This is a genomic window from Nocardia vinacea (genome assembly GCF_035920345.1).
GTDB classification, from domain to species: domain Bacteria; phylum Actinomycetota; class Actinomycetes; order Mycobacteriales; family Mycobacteriaceae; genus Nocardia; species Nocardia vinacea_A.
The window spans coordinates 828,837-852,747 of record NZ_CP109149.1 but is presented as its reverse complement, the minus strand read 5'-3'; the positions used below and the strand labels follow the sequence as shown (position 1 = coordinate 852,747).

Sequence of the window (23,911 nt, the reverse complement as noted above, 5' to 3'; positions counted from 1 at the left end):
CGAATGTTCTCACTCGGGTTCTGTCGGTTCGACGGGGTGCCGGAACTCCTTAGCTCCGGATCTCGGGCGACTGTCCCTCAACCCCCGTTGCCTGCACGGATTTTCATGCTCGGCTGCACTCCTATCCGGGCGCGGCGAGACGTGCGCCGGGGAACGAGCTATGCACCGTCGTTGCCATCACGCAGGGAATGGATCATGCTCCGCAGGATCCGGAACGCGTCTGACTGCTCGGCCTCGGTCATGCCGGCCAGCATTCTGACCTCGACGGACCGGACCGCTACGGTCGCCTTCTCGAGGCTCCGTCGGCCGCGAGGCGTGAGCCGCGTGGGAAGGACCTTCCCGACGGGTGCCTCCGCGGGCCTGGTCACGTAGCCGTCTCGTTCCAGGGCCTGGAGCAGCACGTTCATCGTCTGCCGGGTCACGAACGCGCCCCGCGCCAGCTCGGAGTTCGACAAGCCCGGTCGTTGAGCCAGCAGCTCGAGGCAGGAGTAGTGCGTCACGCTCATCCCGAGCGGCCGCAGCACCTCATCCATGGCTGCACGGAGGGCGCTCGACGCCTCTTTCAGCAGGTAGCCCAATGACGTCTCCAGGTCGACGCCGACACCGTCTTGACTCATGTCAGAATTCTGACATAGATTGACCCGTGTCAGAAAACTGACACGAAAAGAAGGAGCATCATCATGCCCGCCACCGGCCCCGACTTCATCTCGCTCCAAGCGCGCGACCTCGACGCTTCGCAGGCGTTCTACGAGCAGTACCTCGGCCTCGTCCGCTCGCAGACCGGACCTCCGCACGCCGTCGTCTTCGAGACGAAGCCGATCGCGTTCGCACTCCGCGACGTCGTTCCCGGCACCGATCTCGCATCCGTTGCTCAGCCCGGCATCGGTGCCGCGATCTGGCTCCACGCCACAGACGTCCAGGCCATTCACGATGCTCTCGTCGCCGACGGTCACACCATCGTCTCCGCACCGATCGACGGCCCCTTCGGTCGGACATTCACCTTCGCCGACCCCGACGGCTACCAGGTCACTCTCCACGACCGCGCCTGACAGGCCAAAAGCCACCGGACGATCACCGCCCCCCGCAGACCGCGGTTGCGCCCGAGACTCGAGAATCCGGGCGACGGAGACCACCGTTTCCTCCGGCCGGGTGAGGATCGCGCGGGCTTGGCGGATCTGCTCGGCAGTCATGGCCAGCCTTGCCGAGGTGTGTCAAGCCGGAGTGCCGGAGCTATCAGATGGGGTCGGGCTCGTGTGGTCCGTAGGTGAGTGGTTCGAATGCTGTGGTCTGGGGATCGGGCGGGGGCGAGGTGCTGCGACGGATCCACAGTCCGACAAGGAACGCAACGGCGGTGATGATCGCGATGTGCACCGCCATCAAGACGAGGAAGGGGAGGATGAATCCCTCGTCGGTGACCGCGCCACGGTCGGTCACACAGTAGAGGGTGAAGTTGACCGAGGTGCCCTCGGAGTCGTGGAAGGTGTCGGATACCACCACGGGTTCGCGGTAGGGGGCCGAACAGAACAGTGGCGCGGTGAGTTTCGCTTCACCCGGCCAGATCGATCCCGGCACCACGGTGCTGAACATGCCGACGCCGACACCGGTCGACAATGCGGTGGTGAGCAGTCTCGCCATGGCCTCACACCTGCTGGATTCGAAGGAACGCGCCGGTGCGGTCGAACTCGGCGACCATATCCGTCCGCGGCGAGCTCACGTTCGCGATTATCCGGATCTCGCGGCCGAAGCGGCTCACGACGATCACGGTGACCTGGCCGTCGGCGAGTTCGCTGCGAACCAGGGCGGCATCGACGATGTCCTCGATATACGCGAGTCCCGGCACCTCACTGACCATGAAGCCCTCGCTGTCGATGTCGTCGAACGCCGAAACCCGCACCGGCTGTGGCGCGCTCAGCGCACCGAGCGTGAACGAGTAGTCGTCGAGCCGACGGGAACCGTCCGGATCGCGCACCCGCAATCGCACGGCCGCCTGCCGTGTGGTGGGATCCGGCCACGCGGAGAAGAATCGAGTCACCTGGTCCGGCTGATCGGACAACACCAAGCGGAACCACATGGAATTCGGAGCGGTCAGCAGAATGACATTCGCCTGAAAATCAGCGGTTCCCAAGTACTCTCGCACCGCGGTGACCGCTGAATCCGTCAACCCGTTCACCAGTCCCCCGCCCCGCGCTCGCAAACCCTGTTCGAAGTCGCCGCGCTCGACCGCCCCGAAACAGCCGCCTGCGCTCAGTACGACCAAACACAGTGCGGCCCGTAGCCACCTCCGACGGCGCATACCGGAATGCTAAACGTTCCCTGGTCGAATGCCACGTCAGTCTCGTCTCTCAGAGTATCGGGCCACAGAAGGAAGCGGGGGTGCCGCGTCACGGCTTCAAGTGCTCATGCACTCTGGATACGGTTGCCGTGCATGGGAATTCGGCGGCCCGACGGCTGGGCGGACGAAGGTCGTTGTGGGTCAGGAGCCGATGACATCGCAGGCGCCCCCCACGAAGAGTTGGTCGGCCGGGGTGACGATCTCGGAGTAACCAGCGTGCGCCCCTCGGCCTTGACCCAATTCTGCAATCGGTCATTTTCGGGAGACTATCGACGAATTCTGACGTGAAGAGCCCAAGCGCCTCATCGTGCGCGTATCACCTGCGGCGTGGACCTTTCCGGGTCATGCGCAGACCCCATACCTCGAGGGTGGTCGCGATCGCCATGTATTGCAGGTAAGCGGCGATGACAAGCTCGCCGCCGTAGTCGTGCAGCCATCCCCGCATTGGCAGTAGCGCCGCCACGCCGAGGCAGATCAGCAATGCACCCAGCACCCGTGCCGGGATCCTCAGTGGCGCGAGTTGCTCATCGCGGAGGACACGGGCGGACCGCGCCGAATCTGCGGTGGCCCTCGAGCTCGGTCGGGAGGCAGCGGGACGACGACCGGTACCGCGTGTCTCGAAGGGGGTGGGTATGGACGCTGGATTAGCCATAGCGTTCTCCGGGCCGACACTCCGGTCGACCAAGGTAGCGATTCGATATGGAAATGGCGCAACACGGATAATCGCCGTCACCGACGACCGATCCGCCCTGTCATGCGGCGCGATTGCCGCTCCCCGACGTTTATGAAGGCTAACTATTAGCTAGCGATAGCGTGTCAGTAATTGAACTTCGAAAAAAGACCCACTGCTCACATGACTCCACGCGTTCACCCGAGACCGAACCGTGACCTAGCATCCAGATATGGCACTGAACTCGGAAAATAGCTGTCTCGATGGCTGAATTCGGGCCTAGCTGAGAGCGCGCGCAGCCCGCCTGGCGTTACCGAACCGATATCCAGCAACGAGCTGGCTGAGGGGCGCCCCGGATGATCGAGACCGTTGCGGCACAGCCGAACGATCGACCACATCGTCGCGCAGAGCAGCATGCCGTTGCGGACTGTCAGCACCACCACTCCCGGCCAGCTCCCGGTGGCTACCCGGTCGTAGAGGAAGGGGAATTCCACTTGGCTCGTCAACGCGGTAGCCAGCACCAGCAGCAGCACAGGCCGCTGTGTGCTGCGCGAGTCGAGCGCGCAGACCGACGCGACCGCCACCGCCCACACGAGGTACTGCGGGCTGAGTACCCGGCTGGTCACCAAGGCGAGCAGCACTGCGGCCAATACCAGATCCGTCGCCGGCGGCCGCGCTCGCCACCAGATGATCAGCAACACCGTGCCGCCCACGAGCGTGGCCGCCACGCACCCTGAAGCTACGGCGGACACCGACGGCCCGGATAACTCGTCGGCCCCATAACGATGCACGATGGTCCAGCGGCTGTTCAGCAGTCGAGCGATCAGCAGCGGTGTGGCAGCCACGGATTCGATCTGTAATCCACGCTTCGACTGGAACTCCAGGAACGACCACGCCCCCGGACCCAACGCCGTCAATCCCACGATCGCGGCGATACCGACACCGGCCGCGCCCGCACTCATCCGCCGCAGCGTTCGCCAGCGCAAACCCAGCACAACCAGTACCGGCCAGACTTTCAACAGCACGCCCGCAGCGGCGGCCGCACCCGCCGCCGCCGGGCGGCGCGTCGCCCACAGCAGTGCCGCAACCGCGGTCGCGGCCACGATCAAATCGAATCGGCCATAGCAGACTCTGCCCAACAGCGCGACGCCCACCGCCCACACCCACGGCCCTGTCTGAGCTGTCTCCCAGCCGTCGCGCCGCGCGGCCCGGATCAACAAGCCGAGTACGCCCGCATCCGCGGCGGCGACCAGCGCGAAGAACAACCAGTTGTAACCGAGCCCACCGCCGAGCAGTCGGGGCACCACGAGCAGTGCGCCTGCCCCGGGCGGATACTGCCAGCGCTCGTCCGCCAGCGGGAAAATGTTCTGGTACACGATCTGCTCGGCCCATCCGCGATACAGCGTCAAGTCCGCGGCCGAGGCATCCCAGACGCTGTGTGGCAGCACCGTCACCCCGGTCAACGCCACCATCAGCATCCGCGTAACCACCCACACCAACCACAACCTCGACACCGACGACAGCCTGCGCACAAGGCCGCAGCCTAACGATCGCGAGGCTCATCCGACACCGGGCGCAAACATCGTCGCGCTCAGCACAGCGCCGGGACCGGTCCGGCGCTACCGCCGATACGCTGCTGCGCGCATGACGGGCACTTGATCGCACGCATGGCCGTTCGATCGAAACCGTCAGGCGCACAACCGGAATCACAACAGTCATCCGAAGATAAGGAGGAGCCGAATGTCTCACCGAGGTGTTCACCTGGGTCGTGCCGCAGCTGCCTTGGTCTTGATCACGTCAGCGTTCTCGATATCGTTTCGAGTGGCAGAGGCGACGCCGGTCCCGCCCGACACCGGCAGCGAAATCGTATGTGTTTCAGGGCCATACGATCCGTGCGGTTCGAACCGGTACGGCTGCTATGCACCCTACGGTGCGTGCGACACCTACCAGCCCGGGTGCGCCGGTCCGAACGACTCCGGCTACAAACCGTACGACTACGACCAGAATCGACAGAACTACGGCGGATATCGCTGATCCGGTGTTCGCACGGGCAGAGCCCGACTTGTCCTGGCTAACCGCCCGCCCAAGTCCCGGGGCTCTGCCGAGTCGGGCGGTCGGCGTATCTTGACGGCACGGACCGACCGCGCCAACGCGATCGTCCTGGCGCGAGGCGCGGGCTTGGGCCGCGCCGGGAACTGAGCGTCGACATCGTCATCGAATTCACCTGTGCCCCAGACTTTCACGGCAAGCTCGTGGGCTGGGGTGCGGATCCGACTGGTCATTGTGCGAGGCTGCGTGCGATGACCAGGCGCTGAATCTGGTTGGTGCCCTCGAAGATCTGGGTGATCTTGGCTTCGCGCATATACCGCTCGACCCGGAAGTCGCGGGTGTAGCCGTAGCCACCGAATACCTGGACCGCGTCGGTGGTGACCTTCATGGCCGCGTCGGTGGCGATCAGTTTGGCCACACTCGCCTGCCGTGAATACGCCAGCCCCGCATCGCGTCGCCGCGCGGCATCGAGGTAGGTGGCGCGGGCCGAATCGACCGCGGCAGCCATATCGGCCAGTAGGAACCCGAGACCCTGATGGTCGATGATCGGCTTGCCGAATGCCGTGCGCTCTTTGGCGTAGGCGACGGCTTCGTCGAGCGCGGCCTGGGCCAGTCCGGTCGCGACCGCTGCGATGCCGAGTCGGCCGGAATCCAGTGCGCTCAAGGCGATCTGGAGACCTTGTCCCTCCGTACCGATCCGTCGCTCGACGGGCAGGAACCCGTCGTCGTAGTGCGCGGTCGTGGTAGGCACCGCGTGCAGCCCCATTTTCTGCTCGGGCTTGCCGAACGTCAGGCCGGTGGTCTCACGCGGTACCAGGAAGCAGGAGATGCCGCGCGACCCCTCGCCCGTGCGCGCGAAAAGGTTGTAGAAGTCGGCGATGCCGCCATGGGTGATCCATGCCTTGGTGCCGTTGACGAGATATCCGCCGTCGACGGGACCGGCCTTGCATGCCACCGCGGCGGCATCTGATCCGGCCTGCGGCTCGGACAGGCTGTACGCGCCGATCGTATTGCCGCCCAACATCTCCGGCAGCCAGCGTCGCCGCTGCTCCTCGGTACCGAAGGCGAGCAGCGGATGGCAGGCCAGGCTGTGCACGCTCACCGCCACCGCGATCGCCGCCCACCGCGCGGCGATCTCCTCGAGGACCTGCAGATACACCTCGTACGGCTGGCCACCGCCGCCCCATTCGACCGGGTACGGCAGGCTCAACAACCCGGCCTCCCCCAACGTGGCGAACACACCGTCGGGATAGGTCTCGGCCCGTTCGTGTTCATCGACGATCGGCGTGAGGACTTTATCGGCGATGTCTCGGGTGAGCTGGATCAATTCCCGGGCTTCGGTGGTGGGCAGCAGACGTTCGACGGCCACAGGACTCCTCGCCTACGAATAATAGTACTGAATTACTGATCACAGTACTGTGCACAATCCAGTACTGCAAGAACCTCACCAGTACTATTCGCTGATATGGAGCAGCTCACGCACGCAGGATTCGCCACCCGGCGGCGTACCGAACTCTTCGACGCACTGGTCGACCTGTTTCTGACCGAGGGATTCGCACACCTGACTCTCGACGAGATCGCCGCCAGACTGCGCTGCTCCAAATCGACCCTTTACACCCTCGCAGGCAGTAAGGAACAGCTGGTCCGGGCCGCGACAGTGCACTTTTTCCGCCGCGCCACCGACGACGTGGAAACCGGCATCGCGCCGATCACCGATGCCCGTGAGCGCATCACCGCCTACCTGTCCGCGGTCGGTACCGCCTTGGCCGCGGCCTCCGACCGATTCATGGCCGACTTGAGCGGTTTCGCGCCCGCGCGGGAGATCTACGAGAAGAACACCAGGATCGCCGCCCGACGGGTCCGCGAACTCATCGATGAAGGTGTCGCGGCGGGCGAATTCCGTGACGTCCACGCCGCCTTCGCCGCCGATATGGCCGCGACCATGATGGTCCGCATCCAGCAGGGCGGGGTGCGCGAGCACACCGGACTCGACGATGCCGATGCCTACCGCGAGTTGGCCGCCATCCTCACCGCGGGCATCAGCGCCTAGTCATGACGGTGGCCCCGCCACGGTGTATCAGCACAAGTACTCGAAGGAGAGCCTCAGCCGCGGGCATTGGTGACGACTGGCACCAGGTACCTGCGTGCGAACTCGGCGAGCTCGTCGTCGGACCGTAGCGGTGTTGTGCCGTGCGGAGCGAGGATCAGGGAATGGACTACGCGGCAGACGATTTCAGCGCGGATCATCAGGTCGCCGGAGTCTGCGAGTAGTCCGCGCTGTACCGCGCGTTCGAGTGTGGTGGCGGTTGCGGTGACACACATGGCGAAGGTGGTGGCACCGTCGACCGTGAGTTTCATGATCACTCGCTCGGGTTCGATCGCCAGCATTCGTTCGACCATGGGATGAGTGCGCCAGCGCGTGACGACCGTGACGAATATGTCGGCGATGAGATCGTCGATGCTGTCGTGCCGCTCGGGCATTGCGGCGAGTTCCGTCAGCAGCGTCGCGACCTCGCGGCTGATCACGGCCTGTACGAGATCATCGCGCGAGCCCACCCGCCGGTAGACCGTGACACGATCCACCCCGGCCTGCCGGGCGACGTCCTCGATCGTCGTCTTCTTGACGCCGACCTTCGCGAACTGCACGAGGGCGGCGTCGAGGATCCGTGTCTCGAGATCGTCCGCATCGTCGCGGCTCAGGGGTGCTTTCGACGCCGTCTTCACCTGTTCGACGCTAGCAGACAACACACGCCGTGCAACAATCCATGCGAAAATGTAGCCCGCAACATTGCAATGAAATTTGTGGCGCTGTACGGTCGGGGCATGGCTGACACGGCTGGCGCGACGAAGCGCACCTACGGCGACGACGCGCATGCGATCAAGGCGCGCGATGTCCATTTCGAGTTCGATTCCGTGCCGATGCACTACATCCCCGGCGAGGTGCTGGCCACCCACATCGTCAACGTCATGCATCTGGTGCTGCCCGAGGGTGAGCGGGCCATGGCGCAAGCCCTGTCCGAGGCATTACCGCATATCCACGACGAGCGGCTGCGGGAGGAGGTGATCGGGTTCGTCGGGCAGGAGACCATGCACGCCAACAGCCATGAGGCCGCGCGCATACATCTGCAGTCCATCGGCCTGGACGTGGACTCCTATGTCCGCAAGGTGGCTTGGCTGGTCGACCGCATTCTCGGTGATCACGGCCTGACCGGACGGGCGAAGGACCAGTGGCTCAAGGAACGCCTCGGCCTGTTCGCCGGGATGGAGCACTACACCGCCGTGCTCGGCGAATGGCTGCTCAACGCGGACATTCTCGAGGAGAAGGGCATGCATCCGGCCATGCTGGATCTGGTGCGCTGGCACGGTGCGGAGGAGGTCGAGCACCGCAGCGTGGTCTACGACGCGTTCATGTACGTCGACGGTAGTTACGCACGCCGAGCACGGACCGCGATCCTGGCGAGCCTGACCCTGCTGCCGCTGTTCATCGTGTCGACGGCGTACATGTACCGCAAAGATCCGGAGGCCGATAGAGGCAAATTCTGGTTGCGGCAGTTCGCCAGTGCCACCCGCCGCGGCGTGATCCCCAGTTGGACGGTGTTCCTGACCGAAATCCCACGTTACCTGCGGCCGGGTTTCCATCCCGCACAGCTGGGTCCGATGGACAAAGCGCTGCGGTATCTCGGGCACTCGCCCGCCGCACGGGCGGCGGGTCACTGATGGGCAAGCCGACCGACGCCACGCCGATGAGTCTGCGGATACTCGGCGGGGTCATGGACGCCTACAAAAGCGTCTTCGTGAAAGGCGGCGCCGCGCCGCTGCTGTCGCGACCGAAGCCAGTGCGGCGCACGGGATTCGAGCTGGATATGCGCGTCGAGAGCATCGAACGCCAGACAGACGATGTGGTGAGTCTGACGCTGCGTGCGGCGGCGGGTGGCCCGCTGCCGACATGGCGGCCAGGTTCTCACGTGGATGTAATTCTGCCCTCCGGACGGCAGCGGCAGTATTCGCTGTGCGGGGACCCGTCGGATCGCTTCCGCTACCGGATCGCGGTGCGCCTCATCCCGGACGGCGGCGGCGGCTCCCGGGAGGTACACGAGACGCTGCGCACCGATGACCGGCTGCGAATTCGCGGCCCCCGCAACGCGTTCACCTTCGTCGACGCCCCGTCGTATCTCTTCCTGGCCGGTGGCATCGGCATCACACCGATCCTGCCGATGGTCAAGTCAGCGGGATCCCGTGGTCGGCTGGTGTACCTCGGCCGCTCGCGCGACACCATGCCGTTCCTGCACGAGCTGCCCGGCGCGGATATCCGTCCCGACGACGAATTCGGTGTCACCGACATCGCCGCACTCATTGCTCGTGCCGAACCCGGTGCGGCCGTGTACGTCTGCGGACCGCCGCCGATGCTGGCGGCGGCGCAACGCTGCATGTTCGAATCGAATCCGACCGGGTCGCTGCACACCGAGCGATTCTCGGCGCTACCGGTCACCGATGGCCGCGCATTCGATATCTCCCTCGCGCACACCGGCGGCACCGTTCGCGTCGCCGCGGACGAGACCGCACTGACCGCGCTGCGCCGTCGGATTCCGGATATCGCCTATTCCTGCCAGCAGGGCTTCTGCGGCACCTGCAAGGTCGGCGTCGTCGCCGGATCGGTCGAACACCGCGACCGGCTGCTCACCGAATCCGAACGAGCCGATCACATGCTGGCCTGCGTATCGCGCGCCGCTGGCGACGCGCTCGTACTCGACCTCTGAACGGCCGGAGACCAACTGATGGCTACATCGATGAAAACCCTTGGAGCAGTGGCGACCTTCGAGGTGCGCAATCCAGCCACCGGCGCAATGGTGGGCCGCTATCCGATCCACCGGCAGGCCGAGGTCGACGACGCTGTCGCAATCGCGCACGAAGCGGGAAACTGGTGGGCAGCACTCGGATTCACCGAGCGCAGACAGCGGCTCGACGCCTGGCGCGCCGAAATCGCGCAGGGCCGTGACGAATTGGCCCGGATCATCCATGCGGAGATGGGTAAGCCGGTCTCGGACGCGAAACTCGAGATCGCCATGGCGCTCGAACATCTGCGTTGGGCCGCGCACAACGCCGAACGCGTACTCGGCCGCCGCAGGGTGCGGTCGAGCCTGCTCACTGTCAACCATGCCGCCGAGGTCGAGTACCGGCCTTTCGGCGTCGTCGGGGTGATCGGCCCGTGGAACTATCCGGTTTTCACGCCGCTCGGCTCGGTGTCGTTCGCGCTGGCCGCCGGGAACGCCGTGGTGTTCAAGCCGAGCGAATACACGCCCGGCGTGGGTGTGTGGCTCGCCGATGCCTTCGCCCGCACTACTCCGGGGCGACCGGTGCTGCAGGTGGTCACCGGTCTCGGTGAGACCGGAAACGCGCTGTGCCGCAGCAAGGTCGGCAAGATCGGGTTCACCGGCTCCACCGCAACGGGCAAGAAGGTCATGGCGGCCTGCGCCGAGAATCTGACCCCGGTGCTGATGGAGTGCGGTGGCAAAGACGCGCTCATTGTCGATGCCGACGCCGATCTCGACGCTGCCGCCGAAGCCGCGGTGTGGGGCGGGTTGTCCAATGCGGGCCAGACGTGCCTCGGCGTCGAACGCGTCTACGTGCACACCGAGGTATACGACGCCTTCGTCACGAAACTGGTGGCGCTCGCGAGCACCATCGACGCCGGTCGGCCCGAATCCAAGATCGGACCGATCACTATGCCCAAGCAGCTCGACGTCATCCGACGCCATCTCGAGGACGCGATCACCCGGGGCGCTCGCGTCCTGCTCGGCGGAATCGACACTGTGCCGGGGCAATTCGTGCAGCCCACAATCCTGGCCGAGGTGCCCGACGACGCCACGGCCATTACCGAGGAGACCTTCGGCCCGACCCTGACGGTCACCCGCGTGCGCGATATGGACGAAGCGATCGAGAAGGTGAACGCGGGCGCGTTCGGCTTGGGCGGCACAGTGTTCTCGCGGCACAGCGGCCGCGCCATCGCGGATCGCATTCGCGCCGGCGGCGTTTCGATCAACTCGTTCGTCACCCACGCCACGATCCCGACGCTGCCGCTCGGCGGGGTCGGCGACTCCGGATTCGGCCGGGTACACGGACCCGATGGACTCGCGGAATTCGCCTACGCCAAAGCGACCACCAGGCAGCTGTTTCCATCGCCGCTGCCCTTGACCACCTTCCGGCGCACCACCCGAATAGACGCGGTGGCAGACCGGCTGGTCGCGCTGCTGCACGCAAGGAGCCGATAGATGAACGTGGAACACACCCATATCGCCGTCGTCGGCGCGGGATTCGGCGGCATCGGGCTCGCGGTGAAACTGCGCGAGGCCGGATTCGAGGATTTCGTCATCCTGGAACGCGCCGACGATCTGGGCGGAACCTGGCGCGCCAATACCTATCCGGGTTGCGCCTGCGACGTACCCTCGCAGTTGTACAGCTACTCGTTCGCGCCCAATCCCGACTGGTCGCGCACCTACGGGAAGCAGACCGAGATCCTCGAATACCTCCGTTCGGTGGCCGTCGACCACGATGTGGTCCGCTCCGTTCGCTTCGACGCGGAGGTCCTCGACGCCCGCTGGGACGAGACCGCATCGCTGTGGCGCATCGAGACCGCGCAGGGTTCGCGCACCGCGGACTTTCTCGTGTCGGCGACGGGGATCTTCGCCGAGGCGAAGTATCCCGACCTGCCTGGTCTGGACACCTTCGCGGGCAACAGCTTTCACTCACTGCACTGGGACCACGAACACGACCTCACCGGCGAGCGCGTCGCGGTCATCGGCACCGGAGCCTCCGCTGTGCAGTTCGTTCCCGAAATCCAGCCCCGGGTCGGCAAACTGCTGCTGTTCCAACGTTCCGCGCCGTGGATCGTGCCGCGCATGGACCGCAGAACACTCTCCGCCGAGCGGTTTCTGCTGCGCAGTGTTCCTCTGGCACAGAAGGCCGTTCGCAGTCTCTGGTACTCGGCCATCGAGGCATTCGGACTGATCTCGCTGGTGGACCAACGCTTCCGGCATCCCTACGAGGGGCTGGCACGGCTGCAACTGTTGCGGCAGGTGCGAAACCCGCTGTTGCGCAAGACCTTGACGCCCGACTATGTGATCGGCTGCAAGCGTGCGATCTTTTCCGACGCATATCTACCCGCGCTCGACCAACCCAATGTCGAGGTCGTCACGCAGGGTATCGGCGAGGTGCGTCCGCATTCGATCGTGCTGCGCGACGGCACCGAACACGAAGTCGACACCATAATCCACGGCACCGGGTTCACCGCGATCCCGACCGCCTACGAACGGCTCATCGGCCGAGACGGGATCTCGCTGGCCGAGCTCTACCACAAACAACCGCAGAGCTACCTCGGTGCGGCGGTCGCGGGATTCCCCAACTTCTTCTGCACGCTGGGCCCCTTCGGCGCGGCAGGCAACCAGTCGGCCATCTACATGATCGAATCGCAGATCGCTTACATCGTCGATGCGCTGAAATCCGTGCGCCGCAGCGGCGCTCGCCGCGTCGAGGTACGACCGGAAGCCCAGGAGGACTTCCTCGCCGAGATGGCGCGGCGCAGCTCCACCAGCGTCTGGCTGACCGGCGGGTGCACGAGCTACTACACCACACCCGATGGGCTCAATGCGGGGCTGTATCCGAATTGGAGTTTCGAATACCGCCGTCGCACACGCGCGTTCGACGCCGACGCGTACGAGGTGACCCCATGACGATCGGGAGCCGCCGCTACAACGTGGACGGCAAGGTCGTGTTGATCACCGGAGCCGCACAGGGCATCGGCCGTGAACTGGCGAATATTCTCCACGCACGCGGCGCATCGGTCGCGCTGGTCGACATCGACCGTGCGGGCGTCGCCGCGGCAGCGACCGCCCTCGGCCCGCGCGCTTTGCCGGTCGCTGCCGATGTGGCGGATCGAGAAGCCATGCGCCAGGCGATCGCCGACGCGGTCGATCACTTCGGCTGTCTGAACGTGGTGGTGGCCAATGCCGGTGTGGTGCCGCGCCCCGCCACCCTGCGCACCCTCGACGGCCGGGACTTCGACCGCGTCATCGATATCAACCTGACCGGCGTTTTCAACACCGTGCGCCCGGCGCTCGATCACGTTGTCACCGCCCGCGGCCATGTCGTTGTGGTGTCCTCGTGCGCAGCCTTCGCACCGGGAATGGCGGGTGCGCCGTACATGATCAGCAAGGCAGGCGTGGAACAGCTGGGCCGCGCACTGCGCGTCGAGCTCGCACCATTCGGCGCGACCGCCGGGGTCGCCTATTTCGGCATTGTCGACACCGCCATGACCCATGACACCCTCGACAGGGACGACCTCGGCCGCGCCCTCGACGAGTTGCTTCCGTGGCCACTGAGCCGACGGATCACCGCGGCAGAGGCCGCGCGGGCGGTCGCCGACGGTATCGAACAACGCGCCCCGCGCACCATCGCACCCGCGACCGGTTGGGGGCCATACGCACTGCTGCGCGGTGCGGTGAACGTGGTGCTCGACACCCGCCTCGCGCGCGACCCGCGCGTGCACGACCTCGTGCGCGCGGTGGAAGCCCGGGTGCGGTCATGAGCGAGCGCAGCGAACGAACAATAGGCGCGGCCGAGCATCGCTCGGTCATGACGGAGCCGAGCGCCGGCGAGGTGTGGTCATGAGCGAGCGCAGCGAACGACCGATGAGCCCGGGCGCCAGGGCAGTTACGCGCGCCGAACCCGCGTCCCTGCGGGCTCGGGCGCTGCGGCAGATCTCGAGCCACACCGTGCGTCCGGTCCTGGCCGCCATCCCGGTCAACGAGCACACGCTACCGGCGGCTCGGGTGATCATCGATCGAGTCATGCGCGTTGTCGCGCCGGTGCTGAACGGCACGGCCATCGAGGCCGTCGAGGACGGTCCGGTGCGCGCCGAGTGGGTCCGGGGTCCCCGTGCGAATCGCGACGACGCCGCCATCCTCTATGTGCACGGCGGCGGTTTCATCACCGGGTCCGCACGCTCTTATCGCGGTGTCACCTCACGGCTTTCGACCGCGACCCGGCTGCCGGTCTTGGCCGCGGACTACCGGCTCGCTCCCGAAAACCCGTATACCGCAGCGGCATCCGATGTTGCCGCCGCCTACCACCAACTGCGCAAACGGGGATTTGCCCCGGACCGGATCGTCATCGCGGGCGACTCCGCGGGCGGCTACCTCGCCACCGATTTCGTGATACGCAGCGCCGATCATGGTCGTCGCTGCGCCGCGGCCCTGCTCTTGTTCTCGCCTATGGCCGACCTCGCGTTGGACCTCGCGCGCGGCGGCGACGGCCATGATGCCCTGCTCAGCCTGGCCACCGCGCGCGCCGCCGTCGCCAACTTCGCCGACGCGCCGCGGCAACTGCGTCCACGCGCGGGAACACCATTGCCGCCCACCATGATTCAAGCCAGCCAGGATGAGCTCTTCGCCGCCGACGCGATCACGCTCGCCGACCGGCTCAACGCCGCCGGCGCAGGCTGCGACTTGCGATTGTGGCCCCAACAGATGCACGTGTTCCACACCCTGGCGGCGCTGGTGCCCGAATCGCGAACGGCATACCGCGCGGGCGGCCGGTTTGTTATCGATGCCCTCGAATCCCCTGCCGCACAGGCGATCTGAAGAAAGTAAAGTCATGAGCGCTACTCGTTTCGATACCCTCTGCGCCGCCTTCGAGCACAACGCGGCCATCGATCCCGACGCTGTCGCGGTGCGCACCGTGGGCGGCTCCCAGCAACTCACCTGGGGTGAATACGCCGCCCAGGTGCGCCGCATCGCCGCTGGCTTCGCTGCGCTCGGAATCGGTCGCGGTGACACCGTGGCGCTGATGATGGGCAACCGGGTGGAGTTCTACCCGATCGACGTCGGCGCGCTGCACGCCGGAGCCACGTCCTTCTCGGTCTACAACACACTGCCGCCGGAGGGGATCGCCCATGTGCTGAGCAACGCGGGCGCGTCGGTGGTGGTGTGTGAGGCGCAATATCTCGACCGCATCCGAAGCTCCGGAGCGGCCCCCGCGCACATCGTCGTACTGGACGGCGACCCGGTCGAGGGCACAATGACCCTTCAGGAGCTGCAAACGCTCGGTACCAGCGACTTCGATTTCGAGAAGTCCTGGAAAGAGACGCGGCCCGACGATGTCGCCACCCTCATCTATACCTCCGGTACCACCGGCAACCCCAAGGGCGTCGAAACCACGCACGCCAATCTGCTGTTCGAGGCCTATGCGCTGGCCCAGGTGCTGCCGATCGAATTCGGCGACCGGATCACCTCGTTCATGCCCTCGGCCCATATCGCCGACCGGTTGACCGCGCTCTACCTGCAGATAGTGTTCGGCACACAGGTGACGGTGGTGGCCGAACCCGCGCTCATCGCGGCCGCGCTGCCGGATTGCCGCCCGACCATCTGGGGAGCGGTACCGCGGGTGTGGGAGAAGCTGAAGGCCGCAATAGAACTCGGCGTCGCCAACGAATCCGATGCGGCGCGTGCCAGGGCGCTGCGCTGGGCCCTCGACACCGCACGCAAGCGCATGGACCTATTGCGCGCCGGAGCGTCCGTTCCCGCCGACCTGGCCGCCGAATTCGAGAAGGCCGATGACGCAGTCCTGTCGGCGCTGCGCGCGAAACTCGGCTTCGACGAGCTGAAATGGGCGGTCTCCGGCGCGGCGCCGATCCCCGCAGACACCCTCGCATTCTTCGCCGCACTCGGACTACCCATCTCCGAAATCTGGGGCATGTCCGAACTCACTTGCATCGCCAGCGTATCGCGTTACGAGCCAACCGAACTCGGCACCGTTGGGCGTCTCGTACCAGGTATGGAGATGCGGCTGGCGGACGACGGTGAGCTGTTCGTGCGCGGCCCGCTGGTCATGAAGGGCTATCGCGGCGAACCGGAGAAGACGGCCGAAGCCATCGACACCAACGGCTGGCTCGCGACCGGCGATGTGATGACCCGCGACGGTAATGGCTGTTTGCGCATCGTCGACCGCAAGAAAGAACTCATCATCAATGCGTCGGGAAAGAATATGTCTCCCGCCAATATCGAGAACGCGGTACGCGCGGCCTCCGGTCTGATCGGCACCGTCGTCGCCGTCGGCGACGGCCGCCCCTATGTCACCGCCCTGGTGACGCTGGATCCGGACACCGCTGCGAGTTTCGCCGCCGAGCGCGGACTACCGGTCACCGCCACCGCACTCGTCGAACATCCGGACATCATCGAACGGGTCTGCGCCGCTATCGATTCCGCCAACGAGGTCCTGTCCCGCGTCGAGCAGATCAAACGGTTCCGGCTGCTGCCGACCTTCTGGGAACCCGGCGGCGTCGAACTCACCCTCACCATGAAGCTGCGGCGCAAGCCCATCGGCGAGGTGTACGCCGCCGACATCGACCTGCTCTATGCCGACCCGCAGCCCGCCGGCGTGTACACCCCGGCCACGAAGGAGACCGTCTCCCGATGACCCGCTGGTTCCCTCTCGCCGACAGCGACGACACTCTCATTCAGAACGGCCCGATCCGCTTCCGCCACAGCGTGATCGTGCCCGCCGAACCCGAACGGGTCTGGCAACTCCTCACCGCCGACGACGCCCTGGTCTCTTGGGCTCGCGGCATTACCGGCGTCGACTGGATCACCCCGCGCCCCTTCGGTATCGGCACCCGTCGCGAGGTCACCGTCGGAGTCCGATCACTCTGTGCGGGTACCGGTTTCGTAGGCCGTAAGGTCGACGCGGGCCGTGGCACGAGCGTAGGCGATATGGGAGCCGGGCCATACGGCGACGACCTTGCCTGTTTCGGTGTGGTACCAGCCGGGGCAACCGCTGGTGAAAACCGTTCCGGTGAGGCGGTTTTGCAGGTCGCGATTGTAGGCGTCCTGGACCTCGCGGCGGACATCGAGCCAGCCACGGGTGCGGCCGCTGTGTTCGAGGGCGAGGCGGGCGTAGCGAGCCTGCTTCTCGAGCAGGAAGATGATGGTGTTGGTGAGCGAACCGGTATTGGGGCCGTAGATCATGAACAGATTCGGGTAACCCGAGACCGTGACGCCGAGATAGGCTTCGGGTCCGGTTTTCCACTCGGTGTGCAGTTTGCGTCCATCGCGGCCGGTGATGTCGATCGGGGCGAGGTATTCGGTGGCGGTGAAGCCGGTGCACCACACGATCACATCCGCGTCGACCTCGGTGCCGTCAGTCAACACCAGGCCCGACTCCTGCACGCGCGCAACGCCTTCGGTGTGCACAGCGACATGCTCACGGTCCAGTGCGGGATACCAGTCGTTGGACAGCAGCAATCGATTACAGCCGACCTTGTAATCCGGGGTGACCTTGCGACGCAGGTCCGGATCACCGATCTCGCGCCGGATCTTCCAGCGCAGCCAGGCGTGTATACCCACCCGCAGCGGATCGAATCCATTGAAGATAATGGGAACCCGCGACTCGTACCACAGCCATTCCAGATTGTGCTGGGCACGCGCTAAGCCGGGGACCGTGCCCAGAAGTCGACGGCTCCGCGGGTTGGTCTTGTGGTTCCACTTGTTGCCGACCCAGTTCGGGGAGCGCTGGATCACATGCAGTTCGCGCACCTGCTCGGCAATGGCGGGAACAATCTGCACCGCGCTTGCGCCGCTGCCCACGACCGCGACTCGTTTGCCGGTGATATCCACCGACTCGTCCCATTCGGCGGAGTGGAAGTGCTTGCCCCCGAAGGTGTCCAACCCCGCCAGAACCGGGATCTTCGGCCGCGACAGCTGTCCGGTGGCGCAGATCAGCGCGTCGAACCACTGTTTCTCGCCATCGGCCAGCTCCACCTGCCAGCGCCCACTATCTTCGTCGAAGGTCGCGGCGACCACCTCGGCATTGGTCCGAACCTTCGGCGCCACGCCATATTTGACCGCGGTACGTTCCAAGTAGGCGCGGATCTCGGCCTGGGTGCCGAAGCGCTGGGACCACTCGGTCTCCAGTTCGAACGAGTAGGAGTAGGTCGGCGAAGGCACGTCGCAAGCCGCGCCCGGGTAGTGGTTGGCCCGCCACACGCCGCCGACGCCGTCACCTTTCTCGAAGACGGTGTAGTCGCGAATATTGTTGCGCTCCAGTTCGATGGCGGCGGCCAAGCCGCCGAATCCCGCGCCGATGATCGCGACGGATACAGGCGGGTTCTCGTTGCTGCTCATGCGAAGTCCAGTTCCTCCAGTTTACGGCGCAGCACCTTGCCGGTGGCGTTGCGCGGTAGTTCGTCGATGAAGACCACATCGCGCGGCACCTTGTAGCGGGCCAGGTTCGACTTGACGTGGTCTTTGACCGCTTGCGCATCCAGTTCGGCCCCGACCGCAGGAACGATGACGGCGCGCAGCCGTTTTCCGAATTCCGAATCATCGACGCCGATCACCGCGACATCGTCCACGCCGGGCAGTTCGGCGAGCAGATTCTCAACTTCCAGCGGGTAAACGTTCTCGCCGCCGGAGACGATCATGTCGTCGTCGCGGCCATCGATGAAAAGCAGTCCGTCGGGATCGAAGTGGCCCATATCACCGGTGGACATGTAGCCGTCGATGATCTGCTTGTGGCGGCCGTCGGTGTATCCCTCGAACGGCGCACCCGAGCGTACGAACACCCGTCCTTTGACGTTCACCCCCTCGATTCGGCGATCATCATCGTCGAACAGTGCGATGCGGGTGGTGACCGGCGGCCGACCGACAGTGCCGGGGGCCTTGCGCAATTCGTCCGGCTGGGCCACCGAGGCGATAGCGACTTCGGTCGAGCCGTACAGGTTGTAGAGCACCTCGCCGAAGGTGTCCTGCACCCGGGCGGCCAGTTCCGGCGACAGCGCCGAACCGGCGACAACTATTACTCGCAGCGCCGAAAGGTTGTAGCGGGCAAGGACTTCCGGCGGCAGCGATACCATGCGATGCAGCATGGTCGGTACCGCGACCAGCATCCCGGCGCGGTGCTCGGCCAGCAGCCGCAGCGTGGACTCGGCGTCGAAGCGGCGCTGCGTCACCGTCTTGTTGACCAAAGCCGTTGCGACGCTCCACATTCCGAATCCGGTGGCATGGAACAGCGGGGAAACGACCACCACCGCACTGCGGCGCGGGAAGGGGATGCGGTCGACGAACAGCGCGCTCACCAGCGGCGTCAGCTTGGTACGCGGCGCGCCCTTGGGCAGACCGGTGGTGCCGGAGGTGAGAATGATGAACCCGCCGGGCCGCGCGGGTGACGGGGGCAGACTGCTATCGCCGCCGACGATCAGCTCGTCGAGCGTGCGGGCCCCCGCCGGGACGCCGTGGCCATCGTCCAGCCAGGTCAGCACGCGCGGCAGTTCGGGTGGCAGGGCGTCGAGCAGGTCGTTGAATTCGCTGTCGTGCAATACCGCTCGCACGTTCTCGCGCTTGCACACCTCGGCGAACTGCGGTTTGGCGAAGCCGGTGTTCATCATGGCCAGCCGGAATCCGGCGCGGCCCGCAGCACTGATGGCGAGGATCAGCCCACGGTGATCACGGGCCAGCACCGCCACCACCGAGCCGGGTCGCAGCCCCTGTACCAGTAGCGCATTCGCCAGGGCGTTGGACTGTTCGTCGAGCTCGCGGTAGGTGAGTACGCCGCGTTCGTCGGCCACCGCCGGAGCATCGGGATGTTCGAGCGCGGCCTTCATGATCAGTGTGGCCTGCGGCCCGTAGGTCTTGTTGTTCCTGGTGGTCCGCAGCACCCGGTCGGGCCGGGTCAGATCGATGACGCCGCTGCGGTGCAGCCGGACGACGGCCCGCACATCCTCGGCCGCGATTTCGAGGCGATTCAGGATCGCGACGGCAGACAAGGTCATTGTCGGTTCTCTCCTCGATAGGTCGATGACATTCAGGCCCGCGGCCCTGTCACACGATCCAGATACGCCGCCCGCTTGGCGGTGTCGGCCTTGCCGATCGTGTCGTGGGTGCCGAGCAGTCGGCCGATGCGGTTGGCCAGGTTCTCCGGCAGCGGGCTCAGCACCCGCGCCGTCACACCGGTCAGTGCGGGAACCACCCGTCGTCCGCCGCGACCGCTCGCCACCGCGGCCACCGCCGCGCGGGCCACATCGGCGGGCTCGACGAATCCGATGCGCCGCGCCAACCAGTTCGGCGTCAGGCCCTCGATCAGTTGGGTATTCACGAAGGCCGGGCAGATGGTGGACACGGCCACCCCATCCGTGGCCAGCTCCTGGTGCAGCGCCGCGCCGAGTCCGACCACAGCGAATTTCGATGCGCAGTAGGTCGCTACGCCGGGTGTGCCGACCAACCCGAGCACCGAGGCGACATTGACGATGTGGCCGCGCCGCCGCGCGGCGAACCGGCGTCCGGCCAGTTTCGTGCCGATCAGCATCCCGCGCAGGTTGATATCGATCGTCCGGTCGGCCAGTTCGATCGGCTCGTCCAGGAATCGCCCGGTCGGCATGATCCCCGCATTGTTGACCAACGCGTCGAGACCACCCAGCTGTGCTTCGGCAAGGTCGAGGAATGTGTCGAACGACTGTGCATCGGTCACGTCCAGCGTCAGTCCGAAGACCCGACCACCGGTCGATTCCGCCAGCGCCGCAGCGGTTTTCGCTACTTCTTCGGTGTCGACGTCGCCGATCGCGACCCTCGCGCCTGCCGCCAGAAAGGCCGCCGCGGTCGCCCGGCCGATACCTCGCGCGCCGCCGGTGATCGCGACCCGCGTGCCATGGAGATTGCTACTCATCATCGAGTCCTTGCCTGTGTCGTGTGTCACCAGGCTAGGAAGCCGACACGAGTGGAACCATGTGCATCAGGGCCAAAACTTGATTATTCCGGCCACTTCGATGGACGATCGACAGATGACCGATCGGATGAACCTGCCGCGCTCGACAACGAGCGCGGCGATCCTGGTCGAACTCGGCATCGAGCACGGCATGACGCTCGCGCAGTGCCTGCGCGGCTCCGGGATCACCCCTACCGAACTCGAGGACCCGCGCGCCGAAATCCGCGCCCGCCAGGAGTTGCAGGTAGTGCGCAACCTGGTCACCGCGTTGCACTCGGTGCCAGGTCTCGGATTGCAGGCAGGCCAGCGTTATCACCTATCCTCCCACGGAATTTGGGCTTTCGCCGTGGTCAGCAGCCCGACCGTGCGGCACGCCTGGCGGGCGGGGGTGGAATACATGGACATCGCCTACTCATTCGGCCGGTGGCGTTTCGATGAGCACAACGGTGACGACGCGGCGGCGATCATCGACTACTCCGGTGTCCCCGACGATGTGCGAATGTTCCTGCTCGAACGCGATATCGCCGAGTTGATCACCGTGGACCGCGAGGTGTTCGGGGCGCCGGTATCGCCGCATATCGTCGAACTGTCCTGTCCCGCACCGCAATACGCTGATATGTTCACCGAGCTGATCGGTATCGAGCCGGTTTTCGACGCGCCGGTGACCCGCATCGTCATGACCCGCGAGATCCTGGATCTGCCTATGCCCCAGGCGAATCCACATGCCGCCGTCCTGGCCGAGCAGCAGGCCGGCGAGATCATGCAGCGCCGCCGCGATCGGCAGGGCATCGCCGCCCGGGTCCGCGCGGCCCTGCTCACCCACGGTGTCACTGCGAGCCAGGACGAGATCGCCGCCCAGTTGCGCCTGAGCGTGCGCACCCTGCGTCGCCGCCTCGACGCCGAGGACACCTCTTTCCGCGAACTCGCCACCGAGACCCGCCAGCTGCTGGCCGAGGAACTGCTCACCATCGGTACCACCGTCGAAGACGTCGCCCAGCGCCTCGGCTATGCCGACGCCTCCAGCTTCACCCACGCCTTCACCCGCTGGACCGGAACCACCCCGGGCCGCTTCGCCCGAGCCCGCCATTGACCGAATACCTTGTAGCGGCATGCGTTCCCGACATGTGCGGCGACTACCTATGACGAGATGATCTCCAGACCGTATCCATCGAATCGAGCAGGAAGCACCACCATGACCAGACGCAAGGTGACCGCGAACATCAGCCTCACCCTCGACGGGCGCTACAGCGGCCCCGGCGGGCCCGCCGACATGGGCGCGATAATCCCCTACGCGACAACCGAAGTCGCGCGAAACCACATGAACCGCATCTGGGAACACGCCACAACGGCCTTGCTCGGCCGACTCAATGCCGAAGGCTTCCTTGGGTTCTGGCCGACGGTCGCCCAGGACGAGAATGCCGATCCACGTGACCGCGGATACGCGAAATGGCTGGTCGATACCGAAAAGGTGGTCTTGTCGACCACCCTGACCGAAGCGCCGTGGGAACATACCCGCATCGTGAACGCCCCCGCCGCCGACATCGTCACCGAACTGAAGACCACCGGCGACGGCGACATCCTCGTCAACAGCAGCGCAAGCATCATCAAACCGCTCCTCGCAGCAGACCTGCTCGACCGGCTCTATCTCATCATCTGCCCCGAGATCGCCGGCGGCGGCCAACGACTGTTCGACGACGGCCTGCCACCTTCGAAATGGACACTCGCACACCAGGAAACCGGCGAACTCGGCGAGATCGCCCTGGTCTACGACCGCACCCGCTGACGACCACAGCGTCCCGCGTCGTCGACCCGACGTCTCGATCGTGTCCTGGGCAGTCCCGCTCAACCCTCTGAATCCCCGCTGTCTCGTCCGCCCAGGTGCGGATCTGTTCCGCGGTCTCGGCGGTCACCAGTTCGAGCCGTTCGCGGCCGGTGGCGAGCGTCCTGGCACCTGCCGCGGTGTCAGGTGGAGCTGTCGCGTCACGAGGGTGCTGCCGCGCCCCCTTCGTTGTCTCGGGTTTCGATAGCCTTGACGGTCTTGTCGAGGGCCTGTTTCAGGACGCGTTTGCCGACGGTCCCGACCACGACTCCGAGGACCCGTCCCTTGAGGTTCTTGCCCTCGCGCACCAGGACAACATCCACGTCGGTCTTCCCGTCAGTCCGGCGCGTGAAGCTATAGGTGTGACCCGAGTGGCCGCCCCATACGTTCGAGTCGGTGGTCGTCATGACGACGCGGTCGGGGTTCGACCAGTCGTAGTGCAGGCGTTCCCAGATGCCGTGCGAGCCCTCCGTGACGTCGGCATCACGTCGGCCCCGGTCGTGCACCTCGAGATATTTGTCGGCGCTGTTGCCGAACACCTGCGAGCGGCCCGGCCCGAAATCGGTCAGCGCCGCCACGAACTGCTCCGGTGTCGAGCTCGTGGTCTCCTTGAAGTGGATGGTGGACATCGTTGCTCCTTTGCTCAGGGGTGACGGGTCAGGATCGCGGCTCGGGCGGCGCGTCCGCAGCAGTCGAGACCTGGGCGGCTCGCGGGCCCGTGTTGCTCCCGTCGGCATCGACGGCACTGGTTCAATCCAGGAGGTGAGAACAATCTGAGCGAGGTCCTCCTCGGGGTATTAGCGCCCGCGGTAGAGCACGCTGGCACCAGCCGCTAGCACCGTCCGCCGGAGTTAATTCGGCGAATGATCGCCCTCAACGTGCGCGGTGTTCCTATATGAAGCATGAGCTTCGGCACATGCTGGCGCAAGGCCGTCCGCGAGGGCATCGAGCCCAGCATGCGACGAGGCCACCGTCGATGGGTTATCGAGCGAATAATCTCGTCACTGACCGACTCCCAACCAGCTCAACCTCGCGCAAGGCGCAATCAACCGTCCTGCCGGGCGTGTCGCACGCCATGCCGCACGCAGGGTCGGCGGCTCGTCGACGAACGGGCCCAACTCCCACGCGAAGTGATCGCGCTGAGGCCCAACGTCCCTCCAAGTGCGCTGAGGGGCGCGGTCGGCCCGTCGTGCCGGTCAGCGGTCGGCAGTTATCGAATCGCCTCCCGCAGTACGCACTCCGCGGATCGGGGTCGAGGCGTCGAAGCTGTATCGGAGGCACGGATCCGAATGGC

General features: G+C 65.8%; 22 protein-coding genes. 11 read left to right on the top strand and 11 right to left on the bottom strand.

What is annotated here, in order from left to right; genetic code table 11:
- Window positions 1–158: 158 nt before the first annotated feature.
- Window positions 159–617, bottom strand: coding sequence for a MarR family transcriptional regulator (locus OIE68_RS04050; RefSeq protein WP_327098061.1), 459 nt, complete (start codon window positions 615–617; stop codon window positions 159–161).
- 63 nt (window positions 618–680) lie between these two features.
- On the opposite strand from OIE68_RS04050, the gene OIE68_RS04045 reads away from it, so the two are divergent.
- Complete coding sequence (locus tag OIE68_RS04045; protein ID WP_319753851.1) at window positions 681–1,049, top strand: VOC family protein; 369 nt, start codon at window positions 681–683, stop codon at window positions 1,047–1,049.
- 184 nt (window positions 1,050–1,233) lie between these two features.
- On the opposite strand, the gene OIE68_RS04040 is transcribed toward OIE68_RS04045, so the two are convergent.
- The 5 genes from OIE68_RS04040 to OIE68_RS04020 all read right to left on the bottom strand — a co-directional run bounded on the left by OIE68_RS04040 (window position 1,234) and on the right by OIE68_RS04020 (window position 6,420).
- On the bottom strand, window positions 1,234–1,635 hold the full coding sequence (locus OIE68_RS04040; RefSeq protein WP_327098060.1) for a hypothetical protein: 402 nt from the start codon (window positions 1,633–1,635) through the stop codon (window positions 1,234–1,236).
- A gap of 4 nt (window positions 1,636–1,639) precedes the next feature.
- Complete coding sequence (locus OIE68_RS04035) at window positions 1,640–2,293, bottom strand: hypothetical protein (protein ID WP_327098059.1); 654 nt, start codon at window positions 2,291–2,293, stop codon at window positions 1,640–1,642.
- 355 nt (window positions 2,294–2,648) lie between these two features.
- Window positions 2,649–2,825, bottom strand: a complete 177-nt coding sequence (locus OIE68_RS04030; protein ID WP_327098058.1) for a hypothetical protein — start codon at window positions 2,823–2,825, stop codon at window positions 2,649–2,651.
- A 374-nt stretch (window positions 2,826–3,199) separates the two neighbouring features.
- Complete coding sequence (locus OIE68_RS04025) at window positions 3,200–4,516, bottom strand: glycosyltransferase 87 family protein (RefSeq protein ID WP_327098057.1); 1,317 nt, start codon at window positions 4,514–4,516, stop codon at window positions 3,200–3,202.
- A 764-nt stretch (window positions 4,517–5,280) separates the two neighbouring features.
- Window positions 5,281–6,420, bottom strand: a complete 1,140-nt coding sequence (locus tag OIE68_RS04020) for an acyl-CoA dehydrogenase family protein (protein WP_327098056.1) — start codon at window positions 6,418–6,420, stop codon at window positions 5,281–5,283.
- Window positions 6,421–6,516: 96 nt separating this feature from the next.
- Here OIE68_RS04020 and OIE68_RS04015 point away from each other — a divergent pair, with 96 nt between their 5' ends.
- Window positions 6,517–7,101: a TetR/AcrR family transcriptional regulator gene (locus tag OIE68_RS04015; RefSeq protein ID WP_327098055.1), complete on the top strand. Its 585-nt coding sequence runs from the start codon at window positions 6,517–6,519 to the stop codon at window positions 7,099–7,101.
- A 53-nt stretch (window positions 7,102–7,154) separates the two neighbouring features.
- On the opposite strand, the gene OIE68_RS04010 is transcribed toward OIE68_RS04015, so the two are convergent.
- Window positions 7,155–7,775, bottom strand: a complete 621-nt coding sequence (locus OIE68_RS04010) for a helix-turn-helix domain-containing protein (RefSeq protein ID WP_327098054.1) — start codon at window positions 7,773–7,775, stop codon at window positions 7,155–7,157.
- A 99-nt stretch (window positions 7,776–7,874) separates the two neighbouring features.
- On the opposite strand from OIE68_RS04010, the gene OIE68_RS04005 reads away from it, so the two are divergent.
- The 7 genes from OIE68_RS04005 to fadD11 all read left to right on the top strand — a co-directional run bounded on the left by OIE68_RS04005 (window position 7,875) and on the right by fadD11 (window position 16,520).
- Window positions 7,875–8,768 carry a metal-dependent hydrolase gene (locus OIE68_RS04005; RefSeq protein ID WP_327098053.1) on the top strand — a complete coding sequence of 298 codons (894 nt, stop codon included), beginning with the start codon at window positions 7,875–7,877 and terminating at the stop codon, window positions 8,766–8,768.
- Entirely contained in the window at window positions 8,768–9,808 is a 1,041-nt protein-coding gene (locus OIE68_RS04000) for a PDR/VanB family oxidoreductase (protein WP_327098052.1), read from the top strand. The genes OIE68_RS04005 and OIE68_RS04000 overlap by 1 nt, the downstream gene beginning before the upstream one ends.
- 18 nt (window positions 9,809–9,826) lie before the next feature.
- Window positions 9,827–11,320, top strand: coding sequence for an aldehyde dehydrogenase family protein (locus OIE68_RS03995; RefSeq protein WP_327098051.1), 1,494 nt, complete (start codon window positions 9,827–9,829; stop codon window positions 11,318–11,320).
- Window positions 11,321–12,778 (top strand): NAD(P)/FAD-dependent oxidoreductase, encoded by a 1,458-nt coding sequence (locus tag OIE68_RS03990; protein WP_327098050.1) that lies wholly within the window; start codon window positions 11,321–11,323, stop codon window positions 12,776–12,778.
- A complete protein-coding gene (locus OIE68_RS03985; protein ID WP_327098049.1) occupies window positions 12,775–13,632 on the top strand; it encodes a short-chain dehydrogenase/reductase in 858 nt (285 codons plus the stop codon). Before OIE68_RS03990 ends, OIE68_RS03985 begins: the two co-directional genes overlap by 4 nt.
- Before the next feature lie 79 nt (window positions 13,633–13,711).
- Window positions 13,712–14,686, top strand: coding sequence for an alpha/beta hydrolase (locus tag OIE68_RS03980; RefSeq protein ID WP_327098048.1), 975 nt, complete (start codon window positions 13,712–13,714; stop codon window positions 14,684–14,686).
- Between the two features lie 13 nt (window positions 14,687–14,699).
- Window positions 14,700–16,520, top strand: coding sequence for a fatty acid--CoA ligase FadD11 (fadD11, locus tag OIE68_RS03975; RefSeq protein ID WP_327098047.1), 1,821 nt, complete (start codon window positions 14,700–14,702; stop codon window positions 16,518–16,520).
- Window positions 16,521–16,744: 224 nt separating this feature from the next.
- Here the strand turns inward: fadD11 and OIE68_RS03970 are convergent, their stop codons facing one another.
- From OIE68_RS03970 to OIE68_RS03960, 3 genes are read right to left on the bottom strand one after another with little or no spacing between them, the layout of a single operon-like run.
- Window positions 16,745–18,223 (bottom strand): NAD(P)/FAD-dependent oxidoreductase, encoded by a 1,479-nt coding sequence (locus tag OIE68_RS03970; protein WP_327098046.1) that lies wholly within the window; start codon window positions 18,221–18,223, stop codon window positions 16,745–16,747.
- Window positions 18,220–19,869, bottom strand: coding sequence for an acyl-CoA synthetase (locus OIE68_RS03965; protein ID WP_327098045.1), 1,650 nt, complete (start codon window positions 19,867–19,869; stop codon window positions 18,220–18,222). Before OIE68_RS03965 ends, OIE68_RS03970 begins: the two co-directional genes overlap by 4 nt.
- A 32-nt stretch (window positions 19,870–19,901) precedes the next feature.
- Window positions 19,902–20,759 carry an SDR family NAD(P)-dependent oxidoreductase gene (locus OIE68_RS03960; RefSeq protein WP_327098044.1) on the bottom strand — a complete coding sequence of 286 codons (858 nt, stop codon included), beginning with the start codon at window positions 20,757–20,759 and terminating at the stop codon, window positions 19,902–19,904.
- A 115-nt stretch (window positions 20,760–20,874) separates the two neighbouring features.
- Between OIE68_RS03960 and OIE68_RS03955 the strand changes: the two genes are divergently transcribed.
- The gene (locus OIE68_RS03955; protein ID WP_327098043.1) at window positions 20,875–21,888 is read left to right on the top strand and encodes an AraC family transcriptional regulator; all 1,014 of its coding nucleotides are present in this window, start codon (window positions 20,875–20,877) and stop codon (window positions 21,886–21,888) included.
- Between the two features lie 102 nt (window positions 21,889–21,990).
- Window positions 21,991–22,581 carry a dihydrofolate reductase family protein gene (locus OIE68_RS03950; RefSeq protein ID WP_327098042.1) on the top strand — a complete coding sequence of 197 codons (591 nt, stop codon included), beginning with the start codon at window positions 21,991–21,993 and terminating at the stop codon, window positions 22,579–22,581.
- A gap of 197 nt (window positions 22,582–22,778) precedes the next feature.
- On the opposite strand, the gene OIE68_RS03945 is transcribed toward OIE68_RS03950, so the two are convergent.
- Window positions 22,779–23,246: a hypothetical protein gene (locus OIE68_RS03945; RefSeq protein ID WP_327098041.1), complete on the bottom strand. Its 468-nt coding sequence runs from the start codon at window positions 23,244–23,246 to the stop codon at window positions 22,779–22,781.
- Window positions 23,247–23,911: the final 665 nt, after the last annotated feature.

Bases quoted from the DNA above. Each gene is read 5' to 3' on its own strand.
- fadD11 (WP_327098047.1), top strand. From the start codon at position 14,700: ATGAGCGCTACTCGTTTCGATACCCTCTGCGCCGCCTTCGAGCACAAC.
- OIE68_RS04040 (WP_327098060.1), bottom strand. From the start codon at position 1,635: ATGGCGAGACTGCTCACCACCGCATTGTCGACCGGTGTCGGCGTCGGC.
- OIE68_RS04035 (WP_327098059.1), bottom strand. From the start codon at position 2,293: ATGCGCCGTCGGAGGTGGCTACGGGCCGCACTGTGTTTGGTCGTACTG.
- OIE68_RS04015 (WP_327098055.1), top strand. From the start codon at position 6,517: ATGGAGCAGCTCACGCACGCAGGATTCGCCACCCGGCGGCGTACCGAA.
- OIE68_RS03950 (WP_327098042.1), top strand. From the start codon at position 21,991: ATGACCAGACGCAAGGTGACCGCGAACATCAGCCTCACCCTCGACGGG.
- OIE68_RS04000 (WP_327098052.1), top strand. From the start codon at position 8,768: ATGGGCAAGCCGACCGACGCCACGCCGATGAGTCTGCGGATACTCGGC.
- OIE68_RS04045 (WP_319753851.1), top strand. From the start codon at position 681: ATGCCCGCCACCGGCCCCGACTTCATCTCGCTCCAAGCGCGCGACCTC.
- OIE68_RS03965 (WP_327098045.1), bottom strand. From the start codon at position 19,869: ATGACCTTGTCTGCCGTCGCGATCCTGAATCGCCTCGAAATCGCGGCC.
- OIE68_RS03990 (WP_327098050.1), top strand. From the start codon at position 11,321: ATGAACGTGGAACACACCCATATCGCCGTCGTCGGCGCGGGATTCGGC.
- OIE68_RS03955 (WP_327098043.1), top strand. From the start codon at position 20,875: ATGACCGATCGGATGAACCTGCCGCGCTCGACAACGAGCGCGGCGATC.
- OIE68_RS03995 (WP_327098051.1), top strand. From the start codon at position 9,827: ATGGCTACATCGATGAAAACCCTTGGAGCAGTGGCGACCTTCGAGGTG.
- OIE68_RS03970 (WP_327098046.1), bottom strand. From the start codon at position 18,223: ATGAGCAGCAACGAGAACCCGCCTGTATCCGTCGCGATCATCGGCGCG.
- OIE68_RS03980 (WP_327098048.1), top strand. From the start codon at position 13,712: ATGAGCGAGCGCAGCGAACGACCGATGAGCCCGGGCGCCAGGGCAGTT.
- OIE68_RS03945 (WP_327098041.1), bottom strand. From the start codon at position 23,246: ATGTCCACCATCCACTTCAAGGAGACCACGAGCTCGACACCGGAGCAG.
- OIE68_RS03960 (WP_327098044.1), bottom strand. From the start codon at position 20,759: ATGAGTAGCAATCTCCATGGCACGCGGGTCGCGATCACCGGCGGCGCG.
- OIE68_RS04005 (WP_327098053.1), top strand. From the start codon at position 7,875: ATGGCTGACACGGCTGGCGCGACGAAGCGCACCTACGGCGACGACGCG.
- OIE68_RS03985 (WP_327098049.1), top strand. From the start codon at position 12,775: ATGACGATCGGGAGCCGCCGCTACAACGTGGACGGCAAGGTCGTGTTG.
- OIE68_RS04050 (WP_327098061.1), bottom strand. From the start codon at position 617: ATGAGTCAAGACGGTGTCGGCGTCGACCTGGAGACGTCATTGGGCTAC.